At 64.5% G+C, this 22,794-nt stretch carries 24 protein-coding genes and 1 pseudogene; 13 read left to right on the forward strand and 12 right to left on the reverse strand.

Going from position 1 to position 22,794, the window contains the following annotated elements; all coding sequences use genetic code 11:
• Positions 1–41 precede the first annotated feature (41 nt).
• From ACNAOU_RS23010 to ACNAOU_RS23040, 7 genes are all read left to right on the forward strand, one after another.
• A complete protein-coding gene (locus ACNAOU_RS23010; protein ID WP_193593863.1) occupies positions 42–764 on the forward strand; it encodes a prepilin peptidase in 723 nt (240 codons plus the stop codon).
• Positions 765–867: 103 nt separating this feature from the next.
• Positions 868–5,727: a beta strand repeat-containing protein gene (locus tag ACNAOU_RS23015; protein WP_422758829.1), complete on the forward strand. Its 4,860-nt coding sequence runs from the start codon at positions 868–870 to the stop codon at positions 5,725–5,727.
• Between the two features lie 210 nt (positions 5,728–5,937).
• Positions 5,938–6,465: a hypothetical protein gene (locus tag ACNAOU_RS23020; protein ID WP_193593861.1), complete on the forward strand. Its 528-nt coding sequence runs from the start codon at positions 5,938–5,940 to the stop codon at positions 6,463–6,465.
• 189 nt (positions 6,466–6,654) lie between these two features.
• Positions 6,655–7,185 carry a hypothetical protein gene (locus tag ACNAOU_RS23025; protein WP_193593860.1) on the forward strand — a complete coding sequence of 177 codons (531 nt, stop codon included), beginning with the start codon at positions 6,655–6,657 and terminating at the stop codon, positions 7,183–7,185.
• 126 nt (positions 7,186–7,311) lie between these two features.
• On the forward strand, positions 7,312–8,049 hold the full coding sequence (locus tag ACNAOU_RS23030; protein ID WP_193593859.1) for a hypothetical protein: 738 nt from the start codon (positions 7,312–7,314) through the stop codon (positions 8,047–8,049).
• Positions 8,046–9,776, forward strand: coding sequence for an RCC1 domain-containing protein (locus ACNAOU_RS23035; protein ID WP_193593858.1), 1,731 nt, complete (start codon positions 8,046–8,048; stop codon positions 9,774–9,776). The genes ACNAOU_RS23030 and ACNAOU_RS23035 overlap by 4 nt, the downstream gene beginning before the upstream one ends.
• Positions 9,773–10,504 carry a hypothetical protein gene (locus ACNAOU_RS23040; RefSeq protein WP_227471659.1) on the forward strand — a complete coding sequence of 244 codons (732 nt, stop codon included), beginning with the start codon at positions 9,773–9,775 and terminating at the stop codon, positions 10,502–10,504. The genes ACNAOU_RS23035 and ACNAOU_RS23040 overlap by 4 nt, the downstream gene beginning before the upstream one ends.
• Positions 10,505–10,593: 89 nt before the next feature.
• On the opposite strand, the gene ACNAOU_RS23045 is transcribed toward ACNAOU_RS23040, so the two are convergent.
• From ACNAOU_RS23045 to ACNAOU_RS23070, 6 genes and pseudogenes are all read right to left on the reverse strand, one after another.
• Positions 10,594–11,118, reverse strand: a complete 525-nt coding sequence (locus ACNAOU_RS23045; protein ID WP_193593857.1) for a hypothetical protein — start codon at positions 11,116–11,118, stop codon at positions 10,594–10,596.
• 51 nt (positions 11,119–11,169) lie between these two features.
• Positions 11,170–11,841 carry a hypothetical protein gene (locus ACNAOU_RS23050; RefSeq protein WP_422759252.1) on the reverse strand — a complete coding sequence of 224 codons (672 nt, stop codon included), beginning with the start codon at positions 11,839–11,841 and terminating at the stop codon, positions 11,170–11,172.
• 132 nt (positions 11,842–11,973) lie between these two features.
• A pseudogene (gene tmk, locus ACNAOU_RS23055) lies at positions 11,974–12,648 on the reverse strand (dTMP kinase); the annotation flags it as partial.
• 133 nt (positions 12,649–12,781) lie between these two features.
• Positions 12,782–13,981 carry a hypothetical protein gene (locus tag ACNAOU_RS23060; protein ID WP_422758830.1) on the reverse strand — a complete coding sequence of 400 codons (1,200 nt, stop codon included), beginning with the start codon at positions 13,979–13,981 and terminating at the stop codon, positions 12,782–12,784.
• Positions 13,982–14,070: 89 nt separating this feature from the next.
• Entirely contained in the window at positions 14,071–14,208 is a 138-nt protein-coding gene (locus ACNAOU_RS23065) for a hypothetical protein (protein ID WP_422758831.1), read from the reverse strand.
• A 122-nt stretch (positions 14,209–14,330) separates the two neighbouring features.
• Positions 14,331–15,470, reverse strand: a complete 1,140-nt coding sequence (locus ACNAOU_RS23070; RefSeq protein ID WP_422758832.1) for an AAA family ATPase — start codon at positions 15,468–15,470, stop codon at positions 14,331–14,333.
• Positions 15,471–15,599: 129 nt separating this feature from the next.
• On the opposite strand from ACNAOU_RS23070, the gene ACNAOU_RS23075 reads away from it, so the two are divergent.
• The 3 genes from ACNAOU_RS23075 (at position 15,600) to ACNAOU_RS23085 (ending at position 17,040) form a co-directional block, all read left to right on the forward strand.
• Positions 15,600–16,277, forward strand: a complete 678-nt coding sequence (locus ACNAOU_RS23075) for a hypothetical protein (protein WP_422758833.1) — start codon at positions 15,600–15,602, stop codon at positions 16,275–16,277.
• A gap of 70 nt (positions 16,278–16,347) precedes the next feature.
• Positions 16,348–16,524: a hypothetical protein gene (locus ACNAOU_RS23080; RefSeq protein ID WP_422758834.1), complete on the forward strand. Its 177-nt coding sequence runs from the start codon at positions 16,348–16,350 to the stop codon at positions 16,522–16,524.
• A gap of 201 nt (positions 16,525–16,725) precedes the next feature.
• Positions 16,726–17,040 carry a hypothetical protein gene (locus ACNAOU_RS23085; RefSeq protein WP_422758835.1) on the forward strand — a complete coding sequence of 105 codons (315 nt, stop codon included), beginning with the start codon at positions 16,726–16,728 and terminating at the stop codon, positions 17,038–17,040.
• A 67-nt stretch (positions 17,041–17,107) separates the two neighbouring features.
• Here the strand turns inward: ACNAOU_RS23085 and ACNAOU_RS23090 are convergent, their stop codons facing one another.
• The 3 genes from ACNAOU_RS23090 to ACNAOU_RS23100 form a co-directional block, all read right to left on the reverse strand.
• A complete protein-coding gene (locus ACNAOU_RS23090) occupies positions 17,108–17,365 on the reverse strand; it encodes a hypothetical protein (RefSeq protein WP_422758836.1) in 258 nt (85 codons plus the stop codon).
• Positions 17,366–17,477: 112 nt separating this feature from the next.
• Entirely contained in the window at positions 17,478–17,876 is a 399-nt protein-coding gene (locus ACNAOU_RS23095; protein ID WP_422758837.1) for a DUF4259 domain-containing protein, read from the reverse strand.
• Positions 17,877–18,043: 167 nt separating this feature from the next.
• Positions 18,044–18,718, reverse strand: coding sequence for a recombinase family protein (locus ACNAOU_RS23100; RefSeq protein WP_193594337.1), 675 nt, complete (start codon positions 18,716–18,718; stop codon positions 18,044–18,046).
• Between the two features lie 320 nt (positions 18,719–19,038).
• Here ACNAOU_RS23100 and ACNAOU_RS23105 point away from each other — a divergent pair, with 320 nt between their 5' ends.
• A complete protein-coding gene (locus ACNAOU_RS23105) occupies positions 19,039–19,248 on the forward strand; it encodes a hypothetical protein (RefSeq protein WP_422758838.1) in 210 nt (69 codons plus the stop codon).
• Between the two features lie 15 nt (positions 19,249–19,263).
• On the opposite strand, the gene ACNAOU_RS23110 is transcribed toward ACNAOU_RS23105, so the two are convergent.
• Positions 19,264–20,049 (reverse strand): hypothetical protein, encoded by a 786-nt coding sequence (locus tag ACNAOU_RS23110; RefSeq protein ID WP_422758839.1) that lies wholly within the window; start codon positions 20,047–20,049, stop codon positions 19,264–19,266.
• Positions 20,050–20,240: 191 nt separating this feature from the next.
• On the opposite strand from ACNAOU_RS23110, the gene ACNAOU_RS23115 reads away from it, so the two are divergent.
• On the forward strand, positions 20,241–20,414 hold the full coding sequence (locus ACNAOU_RS23115; RefSeq protein ID WP_422758840.1) for a CsbD family protein: 174 nt from the start codon (positions 20,241–20,243) through the stop codon (positions 20,412–20,414).
• Between the two features lie 90 nt (positions 20,415–20,504).
• Here ACNAOU_RS23115 and ACNAOU_RS23120 read toward each other — a convergent pair whose 3' ends face one another.
• Positions 20,505–20,789, reverse strand: a complete 285-nt coding sequence (locus tag ACNAOU_RS23120; RefSeq protein WP_422758841.1) for a hypothetical protein — start codon at positions 20,787–20,789, stop codon at positions 20,505–20,507.
• Positions 20,790–21,037: 248 nt separating this feature from the next.
• On the opposite strand from ACNAOU_RS23120, the gene ACNAOU_RS23125 reads away from it, so the two are divergent.
• Positions 21,038–22,414: a competence protein CoiA family protein gene (locus tag ACNAOU_RS23125; RefSeq protein WP_422758842.1), complete on the forward strand. Its 1,377-nt coding sequence runs from the start codon at positions 21,038–21,040 to the stop codon at positions 22,412–22,414.
• Positions 22,415–22,436: 22 nt separating this feature from the next.
• Here the strand turns inward: ACNAOU_RS23125 and ACNAOU_RS23130 are convergent, their stop codons facing one another.
• On the reverse strand, positions 22,437–22,766 hold the full coding sequence (locus ACNAOU_RS23130) for a hypothetical protein (RefSeq protein WP_422758843.1): 330 nt from the start codon (positions 22,764–22,766) through the stop codon (positions 22,437–22,439).
• Between the last annotated feature and the right edge of the window lie 28 nt (positions 22,767–22,794).

Raw genomic sequence — 22,794 nt, forward strand, 5'->3', positions numbered from 1 at the left:
ATTGAGCCGGGCGCACCGGCAACCACAGATTGGACCCCGCTTTGACTACAGTTCTTGACGCAACCACTGTCACCGCCGACCCCGACGCCGCCCCCGAGACTGCTCCCCAGCAGGTCACCCCGGCCCCGGCCACCCCTGTCAACGACATTGCCGAGACCCCGGAACCCGAAGACACCGACCCCCATGAGGCGGGCCTGCGCGAACTCACGGGCCACGACTACCTGGTAGCCACCGTCTGGAGCATCGCCGGGGCCTTGGCCACAACCGTCATGTCTGTCCTGTTCCTGCCGGTGCATCTGATGGCCCTGACCTTCGTCCTGGGCGCGGGCCTTGGAATGCTCGGATACCTGGACCAGTGCACCCATCTGATCCGGAACAAGCACACCCTGGTGTTCGCCGCCGCGGCCGCCCTGCTGCTGACCGCCACCCAGATCCTCAGCCCCGCTGCCGCGATCCTCATCCCGGCACTCGTCGCGGCCGCGGTGACGTTCATCTTCATGCTGGGCCTGACTGTAGTGACCGGCTTCGCCGGCGGCGGGGACATCAAGCTCTCCCCCGTTCCCGCTGCTTTGCTCGCCGCCGTCTCCCCCATCGCAGCGATGATGTGGCTGCTGTTCACCTTCCTCCTCTGCCTGGTCGCGATGACCGCCGCGAAACTGAGCGGCAGCAAGCGGATGGAAGTCGCCATGGGGCCCTTCATGGCCGTCGGCGCAGTCCTGGCCCTGGGCGCCTACGGAATGCTCAGCCAGGTTCTCGGGATCTGACGAATCCGCCGTCAGGCCGCACACAGCATAGGGAGGGGGTGGTCCGGTTTTGCGCGGGCCGCCGCTTCTGTTGCTATAGCCACCCAGAGAAAGCTTGGAGACCTTGACCCGCACGCCGATGAAGACTGCCCTCAAAGGACGATCAGGCGCCTTTGACCTGCCCTCAATCATTACAGGCGTGGTCGTCGTCGCCCTGCTTACTGCAGGAGTGCTCGCAACCATCTTCGGGATCATCCCCTTCGCCCAAGACAACGGGACCCGGCAGGACATCTCCGCTGTCCGCACCGCCGAAGGCGTCGCTTTCGCCAAGGACGGCAAGTTCACCGACGTCCCCGGGCTGGTCGCCGCTGGCTATCTCTCCGGAAAGTCGGCGTCGGCGCAGCAGGACCCGTCAGTCGGGGACTACTACCTCCGTGTTGACTCCACTGAGAAGCTGAAAACCGTCGCCGGCGTCAACACCAAGGGTGACTGCTACATCGCGCTCGGCAAATCCGGCTCCGGAAAAATCTTCTGGGGCTCCGACAAGGCTTCGGACCCGCAGGTCCTGACCCCGACTGACAACCCGGGCTGCATCACCGCAGACCAGCTCAAAGCACTCGTTGCCTCCCTGGGCGGCTTCGAGGGCAAGTTCGCACCCCGCGACCCCGCCGTAACCGGCACCAGCACCGACGAAACCCGCGCGACATTCACTTGGGACGCCGTCGACACTGCCACCGGGTACAGAGTCGAATCCCGTATCAACGGACGCGCATGGACTGTCATCGACGAGAACCAGACCGCGACCACCTCGACTGTCACCGCGAACCCGAGCGACGTCATCGACATCCGTGTCACAGCCCGCAACACCGGAGGTGACTCCGGCTACGGAACCGCTACTGTCAAGCTGCCCGATGCGCTCATCGCCAACGGCGGCTTCGAAAACGGCCTGACCTCCTGGGCGGCGTCCGGAACAGCTGCAGCCTCTGCAACCACCCACACCGGCTTCGGTGCCGCCAGCCTGACCGCCAACGGCTCCACCAGCACCCTTTCCCAGTCGGTCAACGTGCCGGACAATTCCTTCTCCACCGTGACCTTCTGGGCCCGGGTTACTAACGTCTACAGCACCAACACCCGGTTCGAGATCCTCTCCCCGGCCGGGGCCGTGCTGGCAACGCCGTTCAGCAGCACCGGTACCGACGCCGGCTGGGTCCAGCGGACCGTTGACATGACCGACTACAAAGGCCAGAGCGTGACCTTGCGGTTTGTGCAGTCTTCCAACTACAACGGTTACACCGGCACGGCGCTCTTGGACGATGTGGTCCTGACCAGCACCCCGCCGGTCATCACAGATGCCCCCACCCGCGTCGGAGCCAGCGCCGTCGACCAGGGAGCCTCCATCGTGTGGGATGCTCCGTCCTCCCGCGCCGCAGCAATCACCGAATACACCGTCATTCCGTACCTGAATGGTGCAGCTCAGGCCCCGGTAAAGGTCACCGGCAACCCCGCGCCGGCTTCAGCTGACATTACGGGACTCACCGACGGGTCCAGCTATACCTTCACCGTCTCTGCGACCAACAGTGCAGGCACCTCCCCTGAGTCCGCCCCATCCGCGGCAGTGGTACCCGGCCCGGTTACGATCGCCAACGCCGGCTTCGAAGCCGGTCTGAAGTCGTGGACCACGACCGGCACCGTCCAGCCTTCCACCACCGCCCGCAATGGGATCCGAGCTGCAAGCCTGATCGCCAACGGCAGCACCAGCACTATGGCTCAGACGGTAAACGTGCCGGACAATTCCTTCTCCACCCTGACCTTCTGGGCACGGGCTACCAATGCCTACGGCACCAGCACGCGGCTCGAGATCGTCTCCCCGGCCGGGGCCGTACTGGCAACACCGTTGAGCGGCACCGGTACCGACGCCGACTGGGTCCAGCGGACCTTGGATATGACCGACTACAAGGGTCAGGCCGTGACCGTGCGGTTCGTGCAGGCCTCCAATGTCAACGGCTACACCGGAACGGCGCTCTACGACGACCTGACTCTGACCAGCGCCGCGCCGGTCATCACCGAGGCCCCGACCCGCGTCGTCGCTGGTGCGGACGAGACGTCCGCGTCCGTCTCCTGGACGGCGCCGGCATCGCGGGCCACAGCCATCACGGAATACACTGTCACCCCCTATCGTGATGGCAAGGCGCAGACGGTGGTGAAGGTCCCCGGAACGTCCACAAAAGCAACAGTCGGTGGCCTCGTACAGGGCAGCTCCTACACCTTCACGGTCACCGCGACCAACAGCGCGGGAACCTCTCCGGAGTCCGCCCCGTCAGCAGCCGTAACCCCTGTAGCGACCCTCATCAAGAATGCAGGCTTCGAGGCTGATCTTCAGTTCTGGACATCAGCGGGCACGACCGCGCCGTCCACCAGCTCCCGCACGGGCGTTGGGTCAGCCACCCTGACTTCCACCAACACCGTCCGTGAAAGCTCCATCGAGCAGTCCTTGAGCGTCCCTGCTGACATGTTCTCCAGTCTGGACTTCTGGTACCTGCACAACAACGGCGGCAATGCCAATGCCAACAAGACGGAGCTGCAGATCCTCACCCCTTCCGGGTCGCTGCTGGCCACGCCATTCACCGCCAGTGCGACCAACACCGCATGGGCGAAGGCCACCGTTGACCTGACTGATTACAAGGGCCAGACCGTGGTCCTGAAATTCGTCGAGCACAACAACGCCTACCTCCAGACCGGCACCCTCACCGTCGACGACCTGGTCCTCACCGTCACCCCGCCGGTCATCACTGCCGCCCCGACCCGTGTCGGGGCTACCGCCGACGACACCACGGCGTCTCTCGCCTGGGCCGCCCCGTCCTCCCGAGCCACAAATATCACCTCGTACACCGTCACCCCGTACCTGAACGGCGCCGCCCAGGCACCGGTGACCGTCACCGGCAACCCGGCACCGACTACGGCCACTATCACGGGCCTGACCAATGGCGCCAGCTACACCTTCACTGTCAAGGCCACGAACAGCGCCGGAACCTCGGCGGAATCCACCCCGTCCGCAGCCGTCGTGCCCGGACCGGTCAAGATCGCCAACGCCGGGTTCGAGGCAGGCCTGAAATCCTGGACCAGTGCCGGCACCACCAGCGCTTCAGCCACCGCCCGCACCGGCTTTGGCTCGGCCACCATGACCGCGACGAACGCCATCCGCGACAGCACCATCGCCCAGTCCGTGAACGTCCCGGCTGACATGTTCTCCAGCTTGGACTTCTGGTACCAGCACAACAACGGCGGCAACAGCGGCGCCAACTACACGGACCTGAAGATCCTCACCCCTGCCGGTGCCGTACTGGCCACGCCGTTCACCGCCTCTGCCAACACCACCGACTGGGCGAAGGTGACCGTTGACCTGACCGACTACAAGGGCCAGACCGTGGTCCTGAAATTCGGTGAGCACAACAACAACTTCAGCCAGGTGGGCACCCTCATCCTGGATGACCTGGTCTTCAACTCCACTCCGCCGGTCATCACCGCAGCCCCAACCCGTGTCGGTGCCACCGCGGACGACACCACGGCGTCCCTGGCCTGGGCCGCCCCGTCCTCCCGAGCCACGAACATCACCTCGTACACCGTCACCCCCTACCTGAACGGCGTCGCGCAGGCGCCCGTCACCATCACCGGCAACCCTGCCCCGGCCACGGCAACCCTGACCGGACTGACCAACGGCGCCAGCTACACCTTCACCGTTGCAGCAGGAAACATCGCCGGTACCTCCCCCGCTTCGGTCCCGTCCGCAGCCGTCGTTCCAGGACCCGTCAAGATCGCCAACGCAGGCTTCGAAGCAGGCCTGAAGTCCTGGACCAGCACCGGCACCACCAGCGCCTCGGCGACCGCCCGCACCGGCTTCGGATCCGCGAACCTGACCGGCACTAACGCCGTCCGTGACAGCTCGATCTCACAGTCCGTCAACGTCCCGGCCAACATGACTTCCACCGTCGACTTCTACTACATCGCCACGAACAACAGCTCCGCCTACAACCGCACCGAACTGCAGATCCTCTCCACAACGGGGACCCTGCTGGCAACACCGTTCAGCGTTTCAGGGGACACCAACGCCTGGACCAAGGCATCTGTGGACCTGACCGGGTACCAGGGCCAGACCGTGGTGCTGAAATTCAACCAGCACAACAACGGCTACGCTTCCTACCCTGGAACGTCGACGATCGACGACATTGCCATGACCATCACCCCCGCGGCCGCACCTGCGGCGCCGACGAGCGTGACCGGGGCACCGGGCTCCACATCCGCCTACGTCAGCTGGACAGCCCCCGCCTCACCGGGATCAACCATCACCAGCTACACCGTGACTCCCTACAGCGGTGGGACCGCACTGGCCCCTGTCAAGGTCACCGGCAACCCTGCTGCTACGAGTGCAGTCGTTTCGGGGCTCACCAACGGCTCGACCTACACGTTCACGGTTTCCGCCACGAACGGTGTTGGCAGCTCTCCGGACTCTGCTTCCTCCGCGCCAGTAACGACAGGCAACCAGACCCTGTCAAACGGCGGCTTCGAATCCGGGCTCGCACAATGGACAACCGGCGGCGCCCCCGTTCCGACCGTTTCGACAACCGCCCACAGCGGAGCGAACGCCGTATTGCTCGGCAACGCGAACTCGGCTACAAGCAGCATCGCCCAGACCGTCTTCGTTCCGAACACTACAGCGCCGACCCTGACGTACTGGTTCAAGGCGTCATCGGGCGAGAGCGGATGCAGTTACGACTTCTTGAAGGTCGAGGCGAGGACAGCCCCGGGAACACCAGGTACGAACATCAAAACGACCGGCCTCTGCACAAGCCTCGGCACGGCCTGGAACAGCGTCTCTCTGCCTCTGACTGCGTACAAGGGACAGTGGATCACCCTCTGGTTCAACGTCAGCACCGACGGAAGCGGACCCAGCTCCGCCATCCTCGACGACATCGCAATCGCCCCGTAGCTGCCGGTGCCGGGAGACCAGATAAGACGGGTCTCCCGGCACACCGGACTCAGGTCACCGACAGCAGAAAGAGCGCCCGAATATTTTGAAGAAATTCTCCGGTTTTTGCGCGGAAGCCCACTTCTGTATGTGAGCCCGAAATTTGGATTCACCGCTGGCCTCCTTGGGGGAAGGCCGGCAGCCACAAATTCTTCACAGAACGGAAACACCATGACTGCTTTCTCCCGCATCGAAGCTTCGAAGTCCGCCGCCTCCGTCCGCGTAGCTGACGCGTTCAAGAATGAAGCAGGTGCCTTCGATCTGCCCTCGATCCTCGTCGGCGTTGTCGTCGTCGGCGTCCTGACCGCAGGCGTGCTCGCGTCCATCTTCGGAGTCATCCCGTTCGCCCAGGACAAGGGCGCGCAGCAGGACCTCGGCGCCATCACGACCGCCGAAGGCGTCTACAAGGCACAGACGACCGAAGGCCGCAGCTACGCTGCTGACCTCGCAGGCCTCCAGGGCGCCAACCTGGTGGGCACCGGCATCACCAACGTTGCCGCTGCCGGTGACAACGACGAGTGGGCTGCCGTGTCCAAGTCCAACTCCGGCAAGTTCTTCGCCGTGAGCTCCAAGAACACGACCCCGGTCGAGGTTACCTCTGCTGCCACCGGCGCCGATGACGCTGCGAAGCTCACCGCCGCACTGGGCTCCGTGATCGACAGCGCCAAGCTGAACACCGGTACCGCTGCACTGAAGTAAGCCTTCACCGCGGAAAAGGCCGCCCGGACTGTCCGGGCGGCCTCTTTCGTGCCCGGAGATTATTTCAGGAAAACATCCAATTTCTGCGCGGTGAACCACTTCTGTATGTGAGCCCGAAGAAAGGCTAAACGGGACATCCCGGGAGGCCGGCCTCACCCCAACTTTTTCCTTCACAGAAACGGAAATACCTTGACCCAGGCTTTCTCCCGCATCGAAGCATCGAAGTCCGCCGCATCCGTCCGCGTAGCTGACGCGTTCAAGAATGAAGCCGGTGCCTTCGATCTGCCCTCGATCCTCGTCGGCGTTGTCGTCGTCGGCGTCCTGACGGCAGGCGTGCTCGCCTCCATCTTTGGCGTCATCCCGTTCGCCCAGGACAAGGGCGCGCAGCAGGACCTCGGCGCCATCACGACAGCGCAGGGTGTGTACAAGGCGCAGACGACCGAAGGCCGCAGCTACGCCGCTGACCTTGCCGCCATCAAGACGGCCAACTTGGTCGGCCAGGACGTCAGCAACATCGCTGCTGCCGGTGATAACGACGAGTGGGCTGCCGTGTCCAAGTCCAACTCCGGCAAGTTCTTCGCTGTGACCTCAAAGAACACGACACCGGTCGAGGTTACCTCTGCTGCCGTGGGTGCAGACGACACAGCCAAGCTCACCGCTGCCTTGGCTTCCAAGTTCGACACCAGCAAGGCCAACACAGCCTCCGCTGCACTGAAGTAAGCCTTCACCTCTGGTGGGCCGTCCGGACAATCCGGGCGGCCCATCGTTGTTTCACCTCGCAGCGGTGAGACTAACCGCCGCTGCCGCACACATAGCCGGGATGCCGACCCTGCCGAAAGGAACTGCGTGAAGAAACTGATGAAGCTTCTGGGTTCACAGCGCGGCGACCTGTTCATCGACTCGATGTTCGGGGCGGTCATCATCGCAGTCATCATGGCAGCTGCCGGGTCGGTGCTGATGGCGGCAACGACCGCGGCAACCGGCAACGACGCCACGACCACCCGCAGCATCCTGCTCAACACGGTACTCAGCGACGAAAAACCGAACCTGGCCAACTACTCGGCGTCACCGCGGAGCATCTCCCGTACCGCCAACGGGGACACCGTCTCCATCGCCATGTGGCGCGAAGACCCATCCCCGGGAATCTCTGTTCTGAACGCCGCCACGAAGAAGCCGTCCATAGCCGCCGGGTCCGCCGACTGCGCAGGAGCCGAGCGCCTGGACACCTCCAAGTGCCTGGCCTCCCGCACCGTCGTCACCACCAGCAACGCCGGAGTGAGCATCCAGCAGGTGACCATGACCGAGGGCACCGCCGGCGCGCTGAAGGATTTCACGGCGCCGGCTGGGGCGACCGAGCTGCGCTACCTCTTCAAGGTCACCGACGCTTCAGCGGATTCCACCGTCACGTTCGGCAACCGGGACCACCCCGAGGTAAAGCACGCCATGAAGATCCCCGCCGGCGAAACGGGCTACTTCTACGGCCGCATCCTGGTCAACGCCGGCAGCAAGCTCTATCTGCAGTCATCCGGGCCGGCCGCCGTCGATCCCGCCAGCATCACGATCTATGAGGCACCGAAGCCATGACCTTCCTCCGCCGGCTACGCCGGACAACCCAGACCCGTCTGGCGAACGAACACGGTTCTGTCGCCGGCTCGGTAGCCTTCACGGTGTTCACCGCAATGATGCTCATCGCCGTCGTCGCTTCCGTGGTTGCCTCCCTGGGCACTGCCACCACAATGAACAACTCGAGCGCGGTCAACCTCGGCTCCGCCCAGCTGCAGGACTCCTATCTGAACGCCGTCATCCGCGGAACCGCTGCCCCCACGGGCCGGACCTGCACCGGGGTCATCTGCTCGGAGATCACCGGCACCAGCGACAGCGGCGGCATCCTCAGCCTCAGCATCGAAGGACAGGCCGGAGACAAGCAGGCCACGACGCGGATCCGCACCCTGCGCCAGATCACGCCGACAATGATCACCGGCTACGACTCCCTGGGCAACCCGGTCTGGGCCAGCCAGTCCGACACCACCCCGTACAGGTTCACCAGTCTCACCTCCCGCGGCAACTCCAGCTGCGCCCTCGACACCGACAGAGCTGCCTGGTGCTGGGGAGCGAACGACCAGGGTCAGCTCGGCGACGGGACCACCACCAACCGCCCGGCACCGGTCAAAGTCCAGGGCACCGCCAAGTTCACCGCACTGGCCAGCGCTGCCGGAAACACGTTCTGCGGCCTCGCTGACGACGGCAAGGCTTGGTGCTGGGGCGACAACGCCGCCGGCCAGCTCGGGACCGGCAGCGCCGCCGTCGGCACCGACTCCCCCGTCCCGGTCAACCCGGCAGGGGACCACACGTTCACAGCCCTCTTCACCGGACCCACCACGACCTGCGGCACCGACGCTGACAAGAAGACCTGGTGCTGGGGCGCGAACCCCGGCAACGGGACACCTGACGCCGCCCCGGAGCCAGTCGCCGTCGCTGGAGCCCACGACTTCACGTCCATGACATTGGATGCCAGCACCGCGTGCGGCCTCGATTCCGGCGGCAGAATCTTCTGCTGGACAGCAGCCGACTCCGGCCGCACCGGAGTTGACCCTGCACCGGCCACGGGAACACCCGTTGAGGTGGCCGGCGGGCGCACCTACACCTCGGTCGCCGCCGCCAACGAAGACCGCACCGGAACGCCCTCCCTGGTCTGCGCAATCGACTCCGCAGCCAAAGCCTGGTGCTGGGGTACGAACGGATCCGGCCAGCTCGGCAACGGCACCACCAGCGAATCCCTGGTTCCGGCCGCCGTCACAGGCGGCCACAACTTCAAAGCCCTGACCGTTTCCCCGTCCGCGGTCTGCGGCGTCGACACGTCCAGCCATGTCTGGTGCTGGGGCGACAACTCTTCAGGGCAGCTCGGCAACGGATCCACCGAAGCCGCGAAGGACCCTGCCGCGGTCGATCCCGGAACAACCTATACGGCCATTACCGCCGCGACGGCCAACGGGAAGACTTTCTGCGCCCTGATCACCGACGGCACCGCAAAATGCTGGGGTGAGAACAGCTTCAGGCAGGCCAAGGAAGGCTCCACAGCGCCCGTCACCTCCCCGACTCCCATGGGCGCCTTCAAGGGGCTCAGGAGCCTCTCCACGGGCGCTGCCTTCTCCTGCGTCACCGACACGCGGAACGAAGCATCGTGCTGGGGCCACAACGACGCCGGCCAGACCGGCAGCGGGACCGCAACCCCAGTGAGCGAACCCCTGCCGGCGGCGCGGAAAGACTACGCACCCTCGAAATTCACCGGATTCCTGAAAGGCGGGAAATGATGCTGCGCCGCACTCGTCAACATCTCCTGAATGAGTCCGGCAACTTCATGGTCTCCACCCTCATCGGGTCCCTCGTGATGATGGTCGTGATCGGGGCCATCGCCGCCGGCGTCCTGGGCATCGCCCTGTTCCATGAGGCGATTACCAAGAAGTCGGATGTGACCAAAGAAGCGGCCATGGCGGATTCCACACTGCGCTCGGACATCCTGTGGGCCTCCTCCATCACGGCCACCGACAGCAAGAAGGTCCAACTCACGGTGCCAGGCCAGAACGGCACCTGCCGGGACGCGACCTGGACGATCAGCGCCAGCGCCGAAGGCAAGACCACTGTTGATGTCACCGTCGTCAACTACCCCTCCGTGGACGCCACAGTGAACCCGGTCCGGTGCTCCGGTGAGGGATCTGCACCGTCGACACAGACCATGATCGCCGACGCCAGTCCGGACAGTACGTTCGCCTACGCCAACGCCGGCGGCCGCGGCCTGAGCTTTACAGCGGGGACAGGGACCCTGGATGGTCCGGCAGCTGCACCGGCCGGAGTCCCGGCCAAGGCCTGGGCATCACCGAAGCTGTCTGCGGTCGCCCTGAACACTGCAGTGGCCAGCTCCACCGACCGGAAGGCCTCCTACCGGTTCGCCCAGACAGCAGACAATCTCAGTGTCGTCCAGGAAGCAGCGGACGCACCCTCGCACTTCGTTCCTGAAGGGGACCTCACGGCGCTGCCCTGACACTCGTCCGCCCAGACCAGTTGGGGGTGGACAGACGGCAAAGCCCCCGGCAGCTGGACGCGGCCGGGGGCTTCTTGGTGCTTCGGGGTCTAGCTCTCGTTGACGAAGAGCTCCACGATGCCGATGTCCGAGAGTGTCTGCAGGAACGTCGTCTCGGTGAACGGGTCGACCCACAGGACGTTGCCGGACGGCTTCGTGGCGGTGGCGTAGGGGGCGTATTCGGTGGCGACCAGCACCAGCGGAACGTCCTTGTTGGTCCATTCGGCGATCTCGTCAATCTTCTCGGACCGGTCGGTGAAGATTGCCGTCAGGACGTCTTCGGACTGTGTGGACGGGTCGAAGGTGCCTTGCTCCGCGGCGTGGGCCGCCAGAACCTGCTGGAGAGCGTTGGCGATCTGCACTGAGGTGCGGTAACGGGCGTACAGCGCCTCAGTGTCGCCTTCCTCGGTCTCGGGCAGGTCGGCGTAGCCTTCGATCAGCTCAGCCGTCAGTTCCGTGCGGGTCTCGGCCAGGACGGCCTTGTCCTCCCATGCCAAGACGAATGGGAAGGGTGTGCCGTCTTCTCGGACAGGCAGCGTTTCGGGCAGTGCGCCTTCGAGGGTGATGGATGCCATGGTGTTGATTCTCCTTGATGAACGTTTACGGGGCCGAGCTTCTGGGAGGCTCTATGCGGCAGCCAGGACGGCGGGTGTCAGTTTCAGCACATCGTCGAGGGCGTCGGCCAGCTCGTCGATAGTGCCGCCGTTGCTGACCGTGTGTCCGATGTACTTCCGGTCGATGCCGGCCTCGGAGACGTGGCCGTTCACGGCGGAGATCCCGGGGCGGGTGATTTCGATGATGGTGCCGCCGTTGTCGGTGATCCAGGCGGCCTCGTCGTTGAACCGGACGTCGGTGACGACCACGGCTGCTGGGCGTTCCTCGGCGACCCGGCGGGCCAGCAGCTGGACCCAGATGTCCTGGCCGAAGTTCTCCCGGCAGACCTCGGTGGCGTACACCTGGAGGAGCCGGCGGACCTCGGGGCCGTGGAAGCGGTGGTATTTGGCCAGCTCCCAGTCTCCGCCGAGCGAATCCAGCAGGGTGCGCATGGAGACGTCACCGTCCAGGAACGGATCCAGGGTCAGCAGGTCGTCGCGGAGGTCCTCGATGCTGCGGTCGACGTCGCCGAAGACGCCGCGGACCAGCTCGTCCCGGTAAACGGCCAGGGTCCGCTTGAACTCCGGGCCGTAGACGCGGTGGTTTTCGATGTCTTCCCAGGAATAGTCGTAGTCGTTCATGAGAATTGACGGGGTGACGGTGCCGTTGAGGCGGACGTCCAAAAGGTAGACGTGTTCCTTCATCGGCTCACCGAAGGAGTACCGGGTGTAGCCGTGGCCGCCGATGAGGTGAGCACCGGCGGTGTCCTTGCCCACGTGTGCAACACCGGTGACGCCGACGAACGCCGCACCAAAGTTGGTGTTCGTCCCTGCCGGGGCCTGCAGGAGGGACAGCACCCGGTCCAGAACCTGCCCGGCGAGTTCGTCGATGCTGGCCTCTGCCGGAAGCACGAGGTACTTCTCCGGGTGCAGCGCGGCCTGTTCCAGGAACGCGGCGCGGATCCGGGCATGGAAGTCGTCACCCTCGGATTCGATCCGGTCCTCCGTGGCGTTGCCTGCAGTGCGGCGGAGGCGGGCCATCGCCGGGTTGACGTCGATTAGGACGGTCAGGTCCGGCAGCAGACCCCCGGTGGCCCAGCTGTTGAGGTCCCGCACCGCTCCCGTACCGAGGCCCCGCCCCACGCCCTGGTAGGCGACGGAGGAGTCGATGAACCTGTCGGAGATGACGATCTCACCACGGTCCAGGGCCGGGCGGATCTTCTGGTCCACGTGATCTGCGCGGGACGCGGAAAAGAGGAGGGCTTCGGTGTGCGCCGACATGTGCCCGTACTGGTCATCCAGGAGGAGCGACCTGACCTTCTCACCCAGTGGGGTGCCGCCGGCCTCGCGGGTGCGTACCACGGTGAAACCGCGTGCTTCCAGGGCATCGGTCAGCCGTCCCACTTGGGTGGACTTGCCGGCGCCGTCGCCTCCTTCGAAGGCTACGAAGAGCCCGGTCCGCTTCGCCTGGGTGTTTCCTCGGCCGGTACTGCGGATGTCTGTGATGTTCATGGTTCCTTCCAAAGCTGCTGTTCGGTCACCGTTCCTATGCGGCGGTCCGGGGTGCGGGTGTCGTCTCTCTGATCCGTGCCATGCGAAAGCCCCTCCATCCGGTTGTCAGATGAAGGGGCTTTCGGCGGGTCCCTCAGAAGCCTTCGGCGTCGGCGCTTTTCAGGTGTGCAGCCAGGGCGGCCGGGCCCGTGGCCGGCTGCTGCCTGCGCGGTGCCGGGAAGCCGGTCTTCTTCACCGGTACCGGCTGGGCACTCCGGGACGGGGCAGTGTTGACCGGTGCCGGGGCCGGCACAACGTTGCTCACCGGGTTGACCCCGTGGGACCGGCTCGTGGCGACCGCCTCGGCGCGCTTGCGGGCGCGTTCAACGTGAGCCAGACCAATGCCGGATTCGGGCTTGTGGCCGCTCGGACAGGTGTGCGAGACCAAGGATGAGAAGAAGTTGCGGCACTTGCCGCACTGCTCCACGCTGGTGCGCTGGTGGGCGCGGACGAGCTTGTTGAAGACCTGGCCGGGACGCTCCGAAGACTTCACGGCGTCGAAGAACTGCTTGGAGACCTTGTGTCCGTAGAGCTTGTCGCCGATCCGGGTCGCCATCGTGTTGGTGTTCTCGTCGAAGCCGACCTCATCGATCCAGGACGAGGACACCGGCGAGAGCGCGGCGCCCTTGGCGGCCTCCCGTTCCTTGCGGGCCTTCAGCAGGTCCGGGACCCTGGCCAGCGCAGTGGTGACACGGCGGGACTCCAGGACGGCTGCGACCGCCTCGGCAACCTGCTCGCCGGCGGGGCCGCCGTTGCCGCCCAGGGTCGTGGTCTCCCAGGTGTGCGGGCCGGTCTTGGTGACCCGCACCCAGCCCTGAACCGGTGCGCCGCCCTTGAGGCAGACGGACACCGGCACGTCGAAGGTCGGGTTGCCGTTGTCGCCGGAGAAGCGCCGGATGGCCGTTGCGGACGGCATGCGCAGCTGGATGTCCTTGTTGCCGTAGTTCATCCGGTGGGTGCGCCGCTTGCCGGACATGGCCTGGCCGGAGTGCATGTGCGGGGTGTTGTCGTCCGGCATTTGCGGGTAGGACTTGCCTTCGGTGCGGTACTCGGCGGCCACAAAGTTGCGGTTCCACCATTCCTCGCGGTGCTCGGTCGTGGTGGGGGCGTTCATCGCCTGCATGGTGGCTGCCGGGACGAAGCCCTGGGCGCGGAGCAGTTCGCGTCGGACGGCCATGGCCTGGCGATGACGGGCGACGGCCAGGACTGCGCCGGGCTCGGCGTGGGCGTATGCGGCGTACTGACCGCCGACGGGGATGCCTTTGGGCTGGCGGGGCGTGGGATCGTTGCTCATACCCGGCTTGTGTGCGGCTCAGCCCGGGAGTGTCAGTCCTCGCGTAAGACGGACACACCGGACACGACCTCCGGTCCCCCACCACCCATTCAATGAGGGATGACGCCGAAGATAGAAGCCAGGACGCCTGCGACGAGAATCCCGACGACGACGACACCGACCATGATGGAAGGCAGGTCAAAGGCGTCGTTTTCGGCGCCCAAGGCGTGCCGGACGTTCTTACGCAACAACTGGCTCTCCTGACGTGCTCGGTCATCGTCTGCAAATACACATGCGTAGACGGGCCGCAGCAGAAACGCGAAAGGCCGGGACCCTCCGTAGTGGAGGGCCCCGGCCCGGGCGGTGGAGCCTACCTGGCGGCGACAGCCACCTTGTACTTCGTGTTGCCGAACAGCTCCATGAACGCCTCAGCGAAGCGCTTGGGCAGGCCAGTGACGCCCTTGGGCAGGTTGTTCGCGAGCTTCTGAGCGGAGGGGAATGCCACGTCAGGCTTGCCACCCTCAGCGCACCTGGCGAGGACGGTGGAGGCCTTGCGCCACAGCTCCGCGTCACCGGAGAGGCCCAGCGCCGTCACACCCTGCACGAGGGCGAACAGGCGGTCGGCGCGTTCGTTCTTCCAGTCCACGTTCACGGTCCCGTCGATCACTTCGGCCGGGTCGTACAGGTCAGCGGCGGCGAGCCACTTGAAGTATTCGGTCGCGGCGGCTTCACCGACGAGACCCTCGACGACCAGGAACGCGGCTTCCTCGTCGTAACGGTCAAGCTGGGACAGGACGCTGATGACGTTAGTCCAGGAGCGCGGGGAAGGCCATGCGCCACCGGCCTTGATCGGGTCTGTCGGCACTGGAGGGGTCATAAATTTGGAATTGACCTTGAGGAACGTGGTCACAGCGGCGGACACAGCGGCCTTACGGGAGACCGGGTCGGCGGCCAGCATGTCAGAGAGCGGAATCGGGTTCGTGTTCTGGAAGCCGGTGCCGACGTTTTCGAGCCAGTTCTTGGTGTCGAAAACCCACTTGAGGTGCATCATGCGGTTCGCCATCGGAGCCGGGAGGTCGTAGGCGTCAACTGCGGTTTCGATGGGGTTCATCAGGGCGATGATGGAAACGGAGTCGTTGAGCTTTGTGTCGCCGACGTAGCGTTCCTGCACGACGCGGAGCATGCCCTTCATCGTGGACGGTGCGGACGTGTTGAACTCGTCGAGCAGGAGCAGACCTGCCTTGGCCTTGTTCAGGTTCTGGACCCACTGGAAGGACGAGTACTTGATCGCACCCTCATCTTCGATCATCACGCCGAGGAAGTCGGTGGCTTCACGGTTGGAACCGATGACCGTTTCCACGTGGCGGCCCCAGCCGGAGGTCGAGGACTCCATGGTCGCGGTCTTGCCCTGACCGGGCTCGCCAATGACGCCGACGGGAACGTTGGCCTGGACGCCGGCGGCAAGTGCGCGCTGGAACGGGGAGCCGGGGAGGGTATTGATCGTTGCCATGATGTTCTCCTGAGAGGTAAGGGGGCGGTTGCCCGTTTGCTACCACTCATGTGTGCGGAGTCGCCGAATCCTCTCACCACACAGCGGCCAACTACAGTTGTGCCAACACGGCGAACCAAGGAGGCCAGGATGAGCGCGTTTGAGGACATGGTGAATGAGCGGGCTGCAGAACTGTCCGGAGCTGCCAAAGAGCAGCGAAGCCGGGACGAAGAGCTGCGCGATGCCCATGCATCGGCGAGCTTAGTGGCAGCCCAATCCCTCAAAGCGGTGCTAAGAGAAGCCTGTGGAGTGCTGCAGCGCCGTGGTGTTCCCACCAGCCTGGCGGCCACCATCGCCGGTCCTGACGGTGCCCGCTGGCACTTTGTTGCCGAAGCACTCGGCTGGGGCCTGAAGCGTTTCGGCGTCGATGCGTTTCTCAGCGTCGACGGACATATATGGATGGATCACGGACGCATGCAGTTCAAAAACGACTTTTTGTCCCCCACTCAGGTCCAGGCCCGATTCGAAAAGGCCACGGAAATCAAACCGCTGGTCAATCCGGGAGAGTTGGTTCCAGCCTCCGGCCAGGTGATAGACCTCCGCTCACGGACACTTCAATGGCTTGCCCTGGACAGGCTTGTCGAAATTGTTCATGGCGAAGGCAAGGTGCTCTGGCCGCGGTCAAGCTACTCGTCCATCGGTCTCGATTTCACCAGGGATGGGCAGGTACTCGTGCACACCACCGACTGGGATACCGTCTCCTTCACTCCCCTGGACAGCTGGCTCGCAGACGCAGTCGGAGACCTCATTGCTGAGCACTGTGTCTGAATGACGGGCGCTGTCGGACCAGATTGCTCAGTTATAGTGACTGCAACGAAACATGAGGGCGGAACCGGAAATGTCATTTGAAGATCTGGTAGGTCGGCGCGTTGCCGATGCCCAGGCTGCCGCATCGAGTCGCGAGGACCGAGAAGCAGCACTCCGCCGCCAGTACGACGCCGCCAAGCCACAAGCCCAGGCTGCCTTCAAGGACACGGTCCGCAGCGCCCGGGACTACCTCGCCAAACACTCATAGTTCGACCTGACCCTGAGTGGCGGCACGGGCTGGTACCTAGACGAGCACGATGGCGTCCGTGCGTTTATCTCAGATCACGGCGACCTTCACTTCGGTAATGTCCACACACGCGCCGGCAACTGGTCACCGGTTGGCGACTTCACCTCGCCAACAACAGCACTGATGATGGTCAGTGGCTCCCGGGGACCAACCAAGGAAGTCGTGCAGATCCGCAACCCGGATAACATCACACCACCCTCCGGAAAGGTGGTGACCCTGTCGACCTGGGGTGAAGGTGTCGACGGTCCCAGCAACATGATTGAAGCGGACCCGCAGGGCTACGGGTCATATCGCCCCCGTGAGCTGTGGCCCGCCAAGCAGTACTTCTTTAGTGGCCGTATCGACTTCGACGCCGAAGCCAAGCTGTGGGTGACCTATCAAGAGCTCGTTCGAGACCAGACCTTCGCCGTGGCCTTCGATTCGTGGCTCGCGGACCGCATAGCCTGGCGTGTAATCAACCACCCTGTGGGCGGCTAATCTCCAGGGAGTTGCATGTTGACGGCCCTCCCCGCCTGAAACAGGGAGGGCCGTCCGTCGGCAATGCTCAGTCCATCAGTCCGGCCGCCACAGTCATGCGCTCCACGGGAGTGCCCTCGCTAATCTCCGCGGCCCGCTGATAGCTGACCTCCGCACGCCAAACCTTCCGCCCTTCCATCCATCGCCACTGCAACGGCTTCCCTGCTTCCTGCTCCGCGCCAGCTTTTGCGGCATCAAGACTCGGCATCGTCCCCAACCGATCTACCGGGTGCACGGCGTCGCCGTCCGGCGAGAAGCCCAGGTCCAGAAAGTACACGGTCGTCATGGTCTTACTCCTTATCTAAGGGCCATCCCGGGCGGGAGGCTTCGTTGCCATTGTTGGCAGGAGCAAGAAACCAAGTGTGGGATCTCGCGGGTGTCGACCCGGCCGTGGGGAGCTACCCCAGAGCCGCCCGGAGCCTCTCGGCCAGTTCGTCGAGGGAGTCCTTCCACTCGGGTTCATCGGCCTCGTCCCAAAGCTCGGCCAGCTCCGACTCTTCGCCTCCCACGCGCTCAACCGCGGTCAGGGCCAGTTGAACGTCGTCGGCAGTTAGTTCGGCACCATGGGCGGTCACCCAGGTTGCTACGTCCTCCGGGAAATCACCGTGCGGATTGCCCTGGGCGGCGGCGGTGATTTCGGCAGCCGCGACGGCGACGCTTCCGTCCGGTGCCTCTATGTAGCCGTCGGCCACCGCGTTGAGGCTTTGGCGGACGATGTCTGACCCGCCGGCTTCGAGGTCTTCCAACCAGTCCAGGGCGTCGTCATTCTCGAATGCCTGAAATCCCCATGCACCCATAGCTGCTCCTTCAACTGTTCCTGGCTTTTGCTTACATGTCCGTTGGTTCTGAATCTCGTGACTAAGGTAGCGGTCAGCCAGAGCTCAGGAGTGGAGGCACTCCGGCAGGCTAACCAACAGTGGGCGCCCCGTCTCGGAGCATCGATCAGACAGGATCGCAGGCATGCTCAATCGCGGGCGGGGAGCGGTGTGGTGCGCGCGTACTGCGATCTCCCCCGCCCCAGGGCAACCGGCTGTTCTGGATCCTGTGCCGGCGGTTCCGCTCCGCGCTGCTTCAGATACCTGTACAAGGTGGCCCTCGACCAGCCAACGGTCTCCGCCGCCCGGGTAGCGGTCTTGCCTTCGGACAGCAGCCGGCGGGCGACCTCCAGCTTGGCTTCCACCGTTTCCTGCTTCACCGGCTTTTGGCCAAACTTCACTCCACGGGCCTTGGCGGCCATGACCCCTGCCCGGACACGCTCATTGATGAGTTCCCGTTCGTACTCGGCCAAGGTGGCAAATAGACCCAGCTGGAGGCGCCCGCTGGCTGTCGATGGATCGATGCCGTCGACCAGGGACCGGAGCCCGATGCCCCGCTGCTGCATCTCGGCGACCGTGTTCAGGACGTCGATCAGGGACCTGCCGAGCCGGTCGATGCGATAGACCAGGACGGTGTCGTCACGCCGGGCATACGACATGAGGGCCGTCAGCCCGGGGCGTTCCTTCGCGGCTTTCGCACCTGAGAGCTGGTCGAAGTAGATGTGCTCCTCCGGCACTCCGGCCTCGATGAGCGCATCAAACTGCATCTGGCCGTGCTGGTCGGTTGTTGAAACCCTGACGTATCCCAGTAGTAGTCCTCCCATGCGCACATGCTAGACGCGGGGTGTGTCATTGTGCCTTGAGACCTTGTGAGACTCCCCCAGTGAGACAGACTTGGTGAGACACATCTGGCCGTAGAAACGCTCAAAGCAGGCCTGTGGGGAGGTTACTTATCAAGCTAGAGTCTGTGAGACTCCCAGAGAGGTTTGGTGGCTGAAGGAAGGCGGGCAATGCCTGGGGGCTTCAAAAGCGGGCTCGTCGTCGCGAACAGGTTCAGGCTTGGCACGCCTTGGGTCCTTCTTGTACCCACCGAGGACCGGCTCGAGTTCCGCCTCCGCCACGGGCTGGGCCGGTTCTTCGGCCCGTGGTCCTGGACAGGGAGCACGTCGCGCTGGTCTGGCGGACCGTGCGTGGCGTGGACGCCTATCACGGCATCGGCATCCAGGTCAGTAACGGAGTTTGGTGGACCTTTCTGACCCACGACCCGGATCCGGTGCTGGACCGTTTGAAAGAACTCGGCTACCCCCTCGACCCCAAGACCCGCCATGGGCAGGGACGCTTCTTTGCCCGATGAGGTGCCGGGTTGTGCTCAGGAAGCCTTGGCCGCTTGTTTGCGCAGCTTGTGGATAGCCGCTGTGTGGTTCTTGGTCAGCCGGTAGTTCTTGACCTTCCCTGGTGGCATCCCCTTGCTGAAGACCCAGACATCCCTCATCCGCATCAGCGTGTGGTAGAGGCTCTTGGCGCTGTGCTGGCCCTTGAACTGAGGGACGATGTCGATGACGGCGCTTTGGAATCCCGGGTCGAAGGCCTTGGCGATCGCCAAGGAGACTTCCCTCGCGGCCGGCGTTGCATACTCCAGTGTCTCGACGTAGGCGAGCACTTCATCCGGGTGGAGGTCACTGCCAGACACGGTCGTCCGTTGGCCGTCAGCCGGCAGGAACTGGGCCTGCCACGCGAGCAGAACGGAATCCTTTGGTGACGGGAGGCTGAGATGGCGCAGTGTGGTCTCGCGGGGCTCGGAAAGGCGTCCAGTGTCCTGGCGCACGATCCTCCCGCCCCGAACGATCATCGTGTTCGTCAGACGGTACCCGGCGCGCCGGAGCCGGGAGATCAGGTTTTGTTCGGCGTCGCCTGCGGTCTCGGTCCGGACCAGGCCGGCGATGTAGACCCGCGCGGGTGTCCCGAACCGGGCAGCGTGCCAGGTGACCATCTGGTGGTTGTTGAACCGCTGGGTCAGGCCCCGTGTCTGCCCGACGTAGAACGGCTTGGACGGGTACCCGGGGATGTTGAACATGAGCACATAAATGTGCGTCCACCCGGATACCGCCTTCATACCTGTCGATGGCGGGTTGATGAGCTCGTAAGCAAATGACACGACCCCAGTATCAGACATCCGCCCGGCTCAGGCCCACCGCATCTCGCTGGCATGGGGTGTGCTGGGGCTGCGCGGCAAACCCTCATATGTCCAGAAGCTGCTGCCCTTCCGACTTGCCAATCAAATACTAAGCCTGCTTAGTATGATTACAGCCGAATGCGAACGGCTGCCGAACCAGAGGAGGAAACACCATGGGACTGGGCGACAAGATTGACAACGCTGCCGACAAGGCAGGCGGCAAGGCCAAGGAGGCTACGGGCGCCGCAACAGGCGATGAGAGCCTGCGGACCGAGGGGCAGGCTGACCAGGCAAAAGGCGATCTGAAGCAGGCCGGCGAAAAGGTCAAGGACGCCTTCAAGGACTGATAGAACACACGGGAAGGGCGCGCTCTGCGAACGGGGCGCGCCTTTTTCCTGCCCGCAGTAAGGAGCACCGGACTACTTGGCCGCGGCCGGTCAATCTGGCAGGTTGAAGAATGTGGCCGGATCGTCCGCGCCGAGTAGGTCATGATGGAACGGGATGGCGTCCACCGGACGGGTGTCCAGGAACAGAACTGCCACCTGGCGGGAATGGATCACGGTGTAGCGGGCGCCTCCCGCCACCCAGGAATGGATTCCCGTGAAATCCTCGACGAAGAACCCGTCACCGAGCAGGCTTCGGTCCACGAGCAGGCCGTAGACAAGATTCCAGGCGAGTTCCAGCAACTCGTGGATGGCCGCTTCAACGGTTGGAGCTGTCATGGATCCATGCTCCTCCCAGGGTGCGACACGTTTGTGGACGCGCCCCCGCGTGTCATATTGGCAAGGCCGTCTGTTAGAGCAACCGCGGCTCCAGAAACTCAGAAACACGCACGCCTACCCCAGCCCGGACAGCTATGTGCCAAACAGCTCCGCAAAGCACCAGCATCTAGCGCCGAGCTCCACACGTGTGGTCGAATCGCTCCCAGGGGCGAGGGGTGTGACCTCCATGACTAGGGGGAACGATGCTGTTGACCGCGTTACTTGACGGCGTCCGGATGGATGCGACGACGTATAGCGCTGAGTCCTGGAGGGAGCTGCAGAACTCCGACGACCGCAGGCGGATGGTCATGCCAGTGTGCGGGATCCGGGCGATCGCCAAAACCCGGGGTACGTCCACAAAGTACTTCGCCCACTACCGGAAGACTGAATGCAAGGTCGAGCACGGTGGGGAGTCGCCGCAGCACCTGGCGATGAAGGAGGCCATGAAGGTCTGCATCGATAGGGTTTCTGGCTGGCACGCGATCGTCGAGCACCCGCATCCATCACGGGAATGGATCATCGACGTCCTGGCCGAGTCAGATGACAGAACCAGGCGGATCGCCTTCGAGGTGCAGCTGTCATCCCAGTCACCGGAGAACTACTTCGCCCGGTCCCAGCGCTATTTCGATAGTGGGGCGTTCCCGGTCTGGCTCGTCCCCCGGGAACTGGAGCACAACCAGACCGTTGTCCCCGTAGTTGTGACGGGCTTTGGCAAAGCGTCCACAGTCCCGGATGATGCGTCAGATTTGCTTGCCCTGCCCGCGCGCCAGAACCTGGTCTACGCGGACGACAATCTTGGGGCCTTCGTTGAGGCCCTGCTCCGAAGGGGTCCGTCGTGGATACACGGAAGTCCGCAGGCCCAGGCAGACGCACGCAAGGCCGCAGCAGAGGCCGCGGCCGCCGCGGCCGAAGCCGAGCGCAGGAAGCAGGAAGCCTTCGAGCAGGCGATCGAGGTCATGAATGACCGCTCGGCCTCCCCCGATGCGGCGTTCGGCCCCCACGTCGTCCGCACCCAGACAGACACTTACGTCTGGGGAAGCCTCACGTGCTGTTGGAACTGCGAGGAGCCCATGCTGGTCTGGGACGCGCGCGTCTGGGCATGGGGAGGCGCGACGCCCCGGCTGCAGGTAAAGCCCGAAGTCGGCGCGAAGCGGTTCGAGAACCACCCCGAAGTGCACCGCGCCGTCGACAACTGGATCAAGGCCGCCAGGCCCGACGTTCCCAAGGCAGCGATCAAACCGCGCAGCACCAAAGCCAGCGGCCGGCTCTACAGCGCTTTCGTGTGCCCCACCTGCGACAGCACGATAGGGCAGATCTTCATCTCCCAAATCCGCCCCGAGAAGTGGTCCATCCTCAGCAGCCCCGGCGAAAAGTCAACGGCTGCAGGCCCCGCGGCGATGCCAGCCTCGAGACCGGTTCGAGCCACTTTCCCCGTTCCGGATCCGCCTCGACCCACCCCGGCGGTCATCATGGCGGGCCCAGCCGTCCCCAGGCGGTGTCGCCTCCACGGCGCGCCGAAGGAGTGGTGCGACTGGTGCCAGAACAGACCGAACCCGAAGCTGGGGCGGCACTTCCCCGTCGAATAAATTTCGGCGACCGAAAGGCGGCCTACTGATCTTCGTCAGGGTGCTGGCCGACCGGCGTCATGGCGTCGAAGCGGTCCGGGGCCTCCAAGTACGTCAGAAAGAAGATTTCCCCGGTCCGTTTATCGACGAACGTGCTGCCCCGGCCGATCAGTTCGCAGGAGTAGTCGCCGTCGATGACGAGCCGGCTCCCTCCATCGATGAGGAGCCACGCCGCGTCGTCCTCGTAACCGTAGTCGGCGACGGTGTACTCACCGCACTCCCCCACTTCCCAGGTCGGGGCCAACGCCTCATACGCGGCCGCACGGGCCTGTTCAAACGTCAGCATGATCCTCCAGTCGATAGTCCCGTTCATGCCCGCGCCTCCGGCGGCGAGCGAGGGC

It is taken from the genome of Paenarthrobacter sp. C1 (genome assembly GCF_049315185.1).
GTDB lineage: Bacteria > Actinomycetota > Actinomycetes > Actinomycetales > Micrococcaceae > Arthrobacter > Arthrobacter nicotinovorans.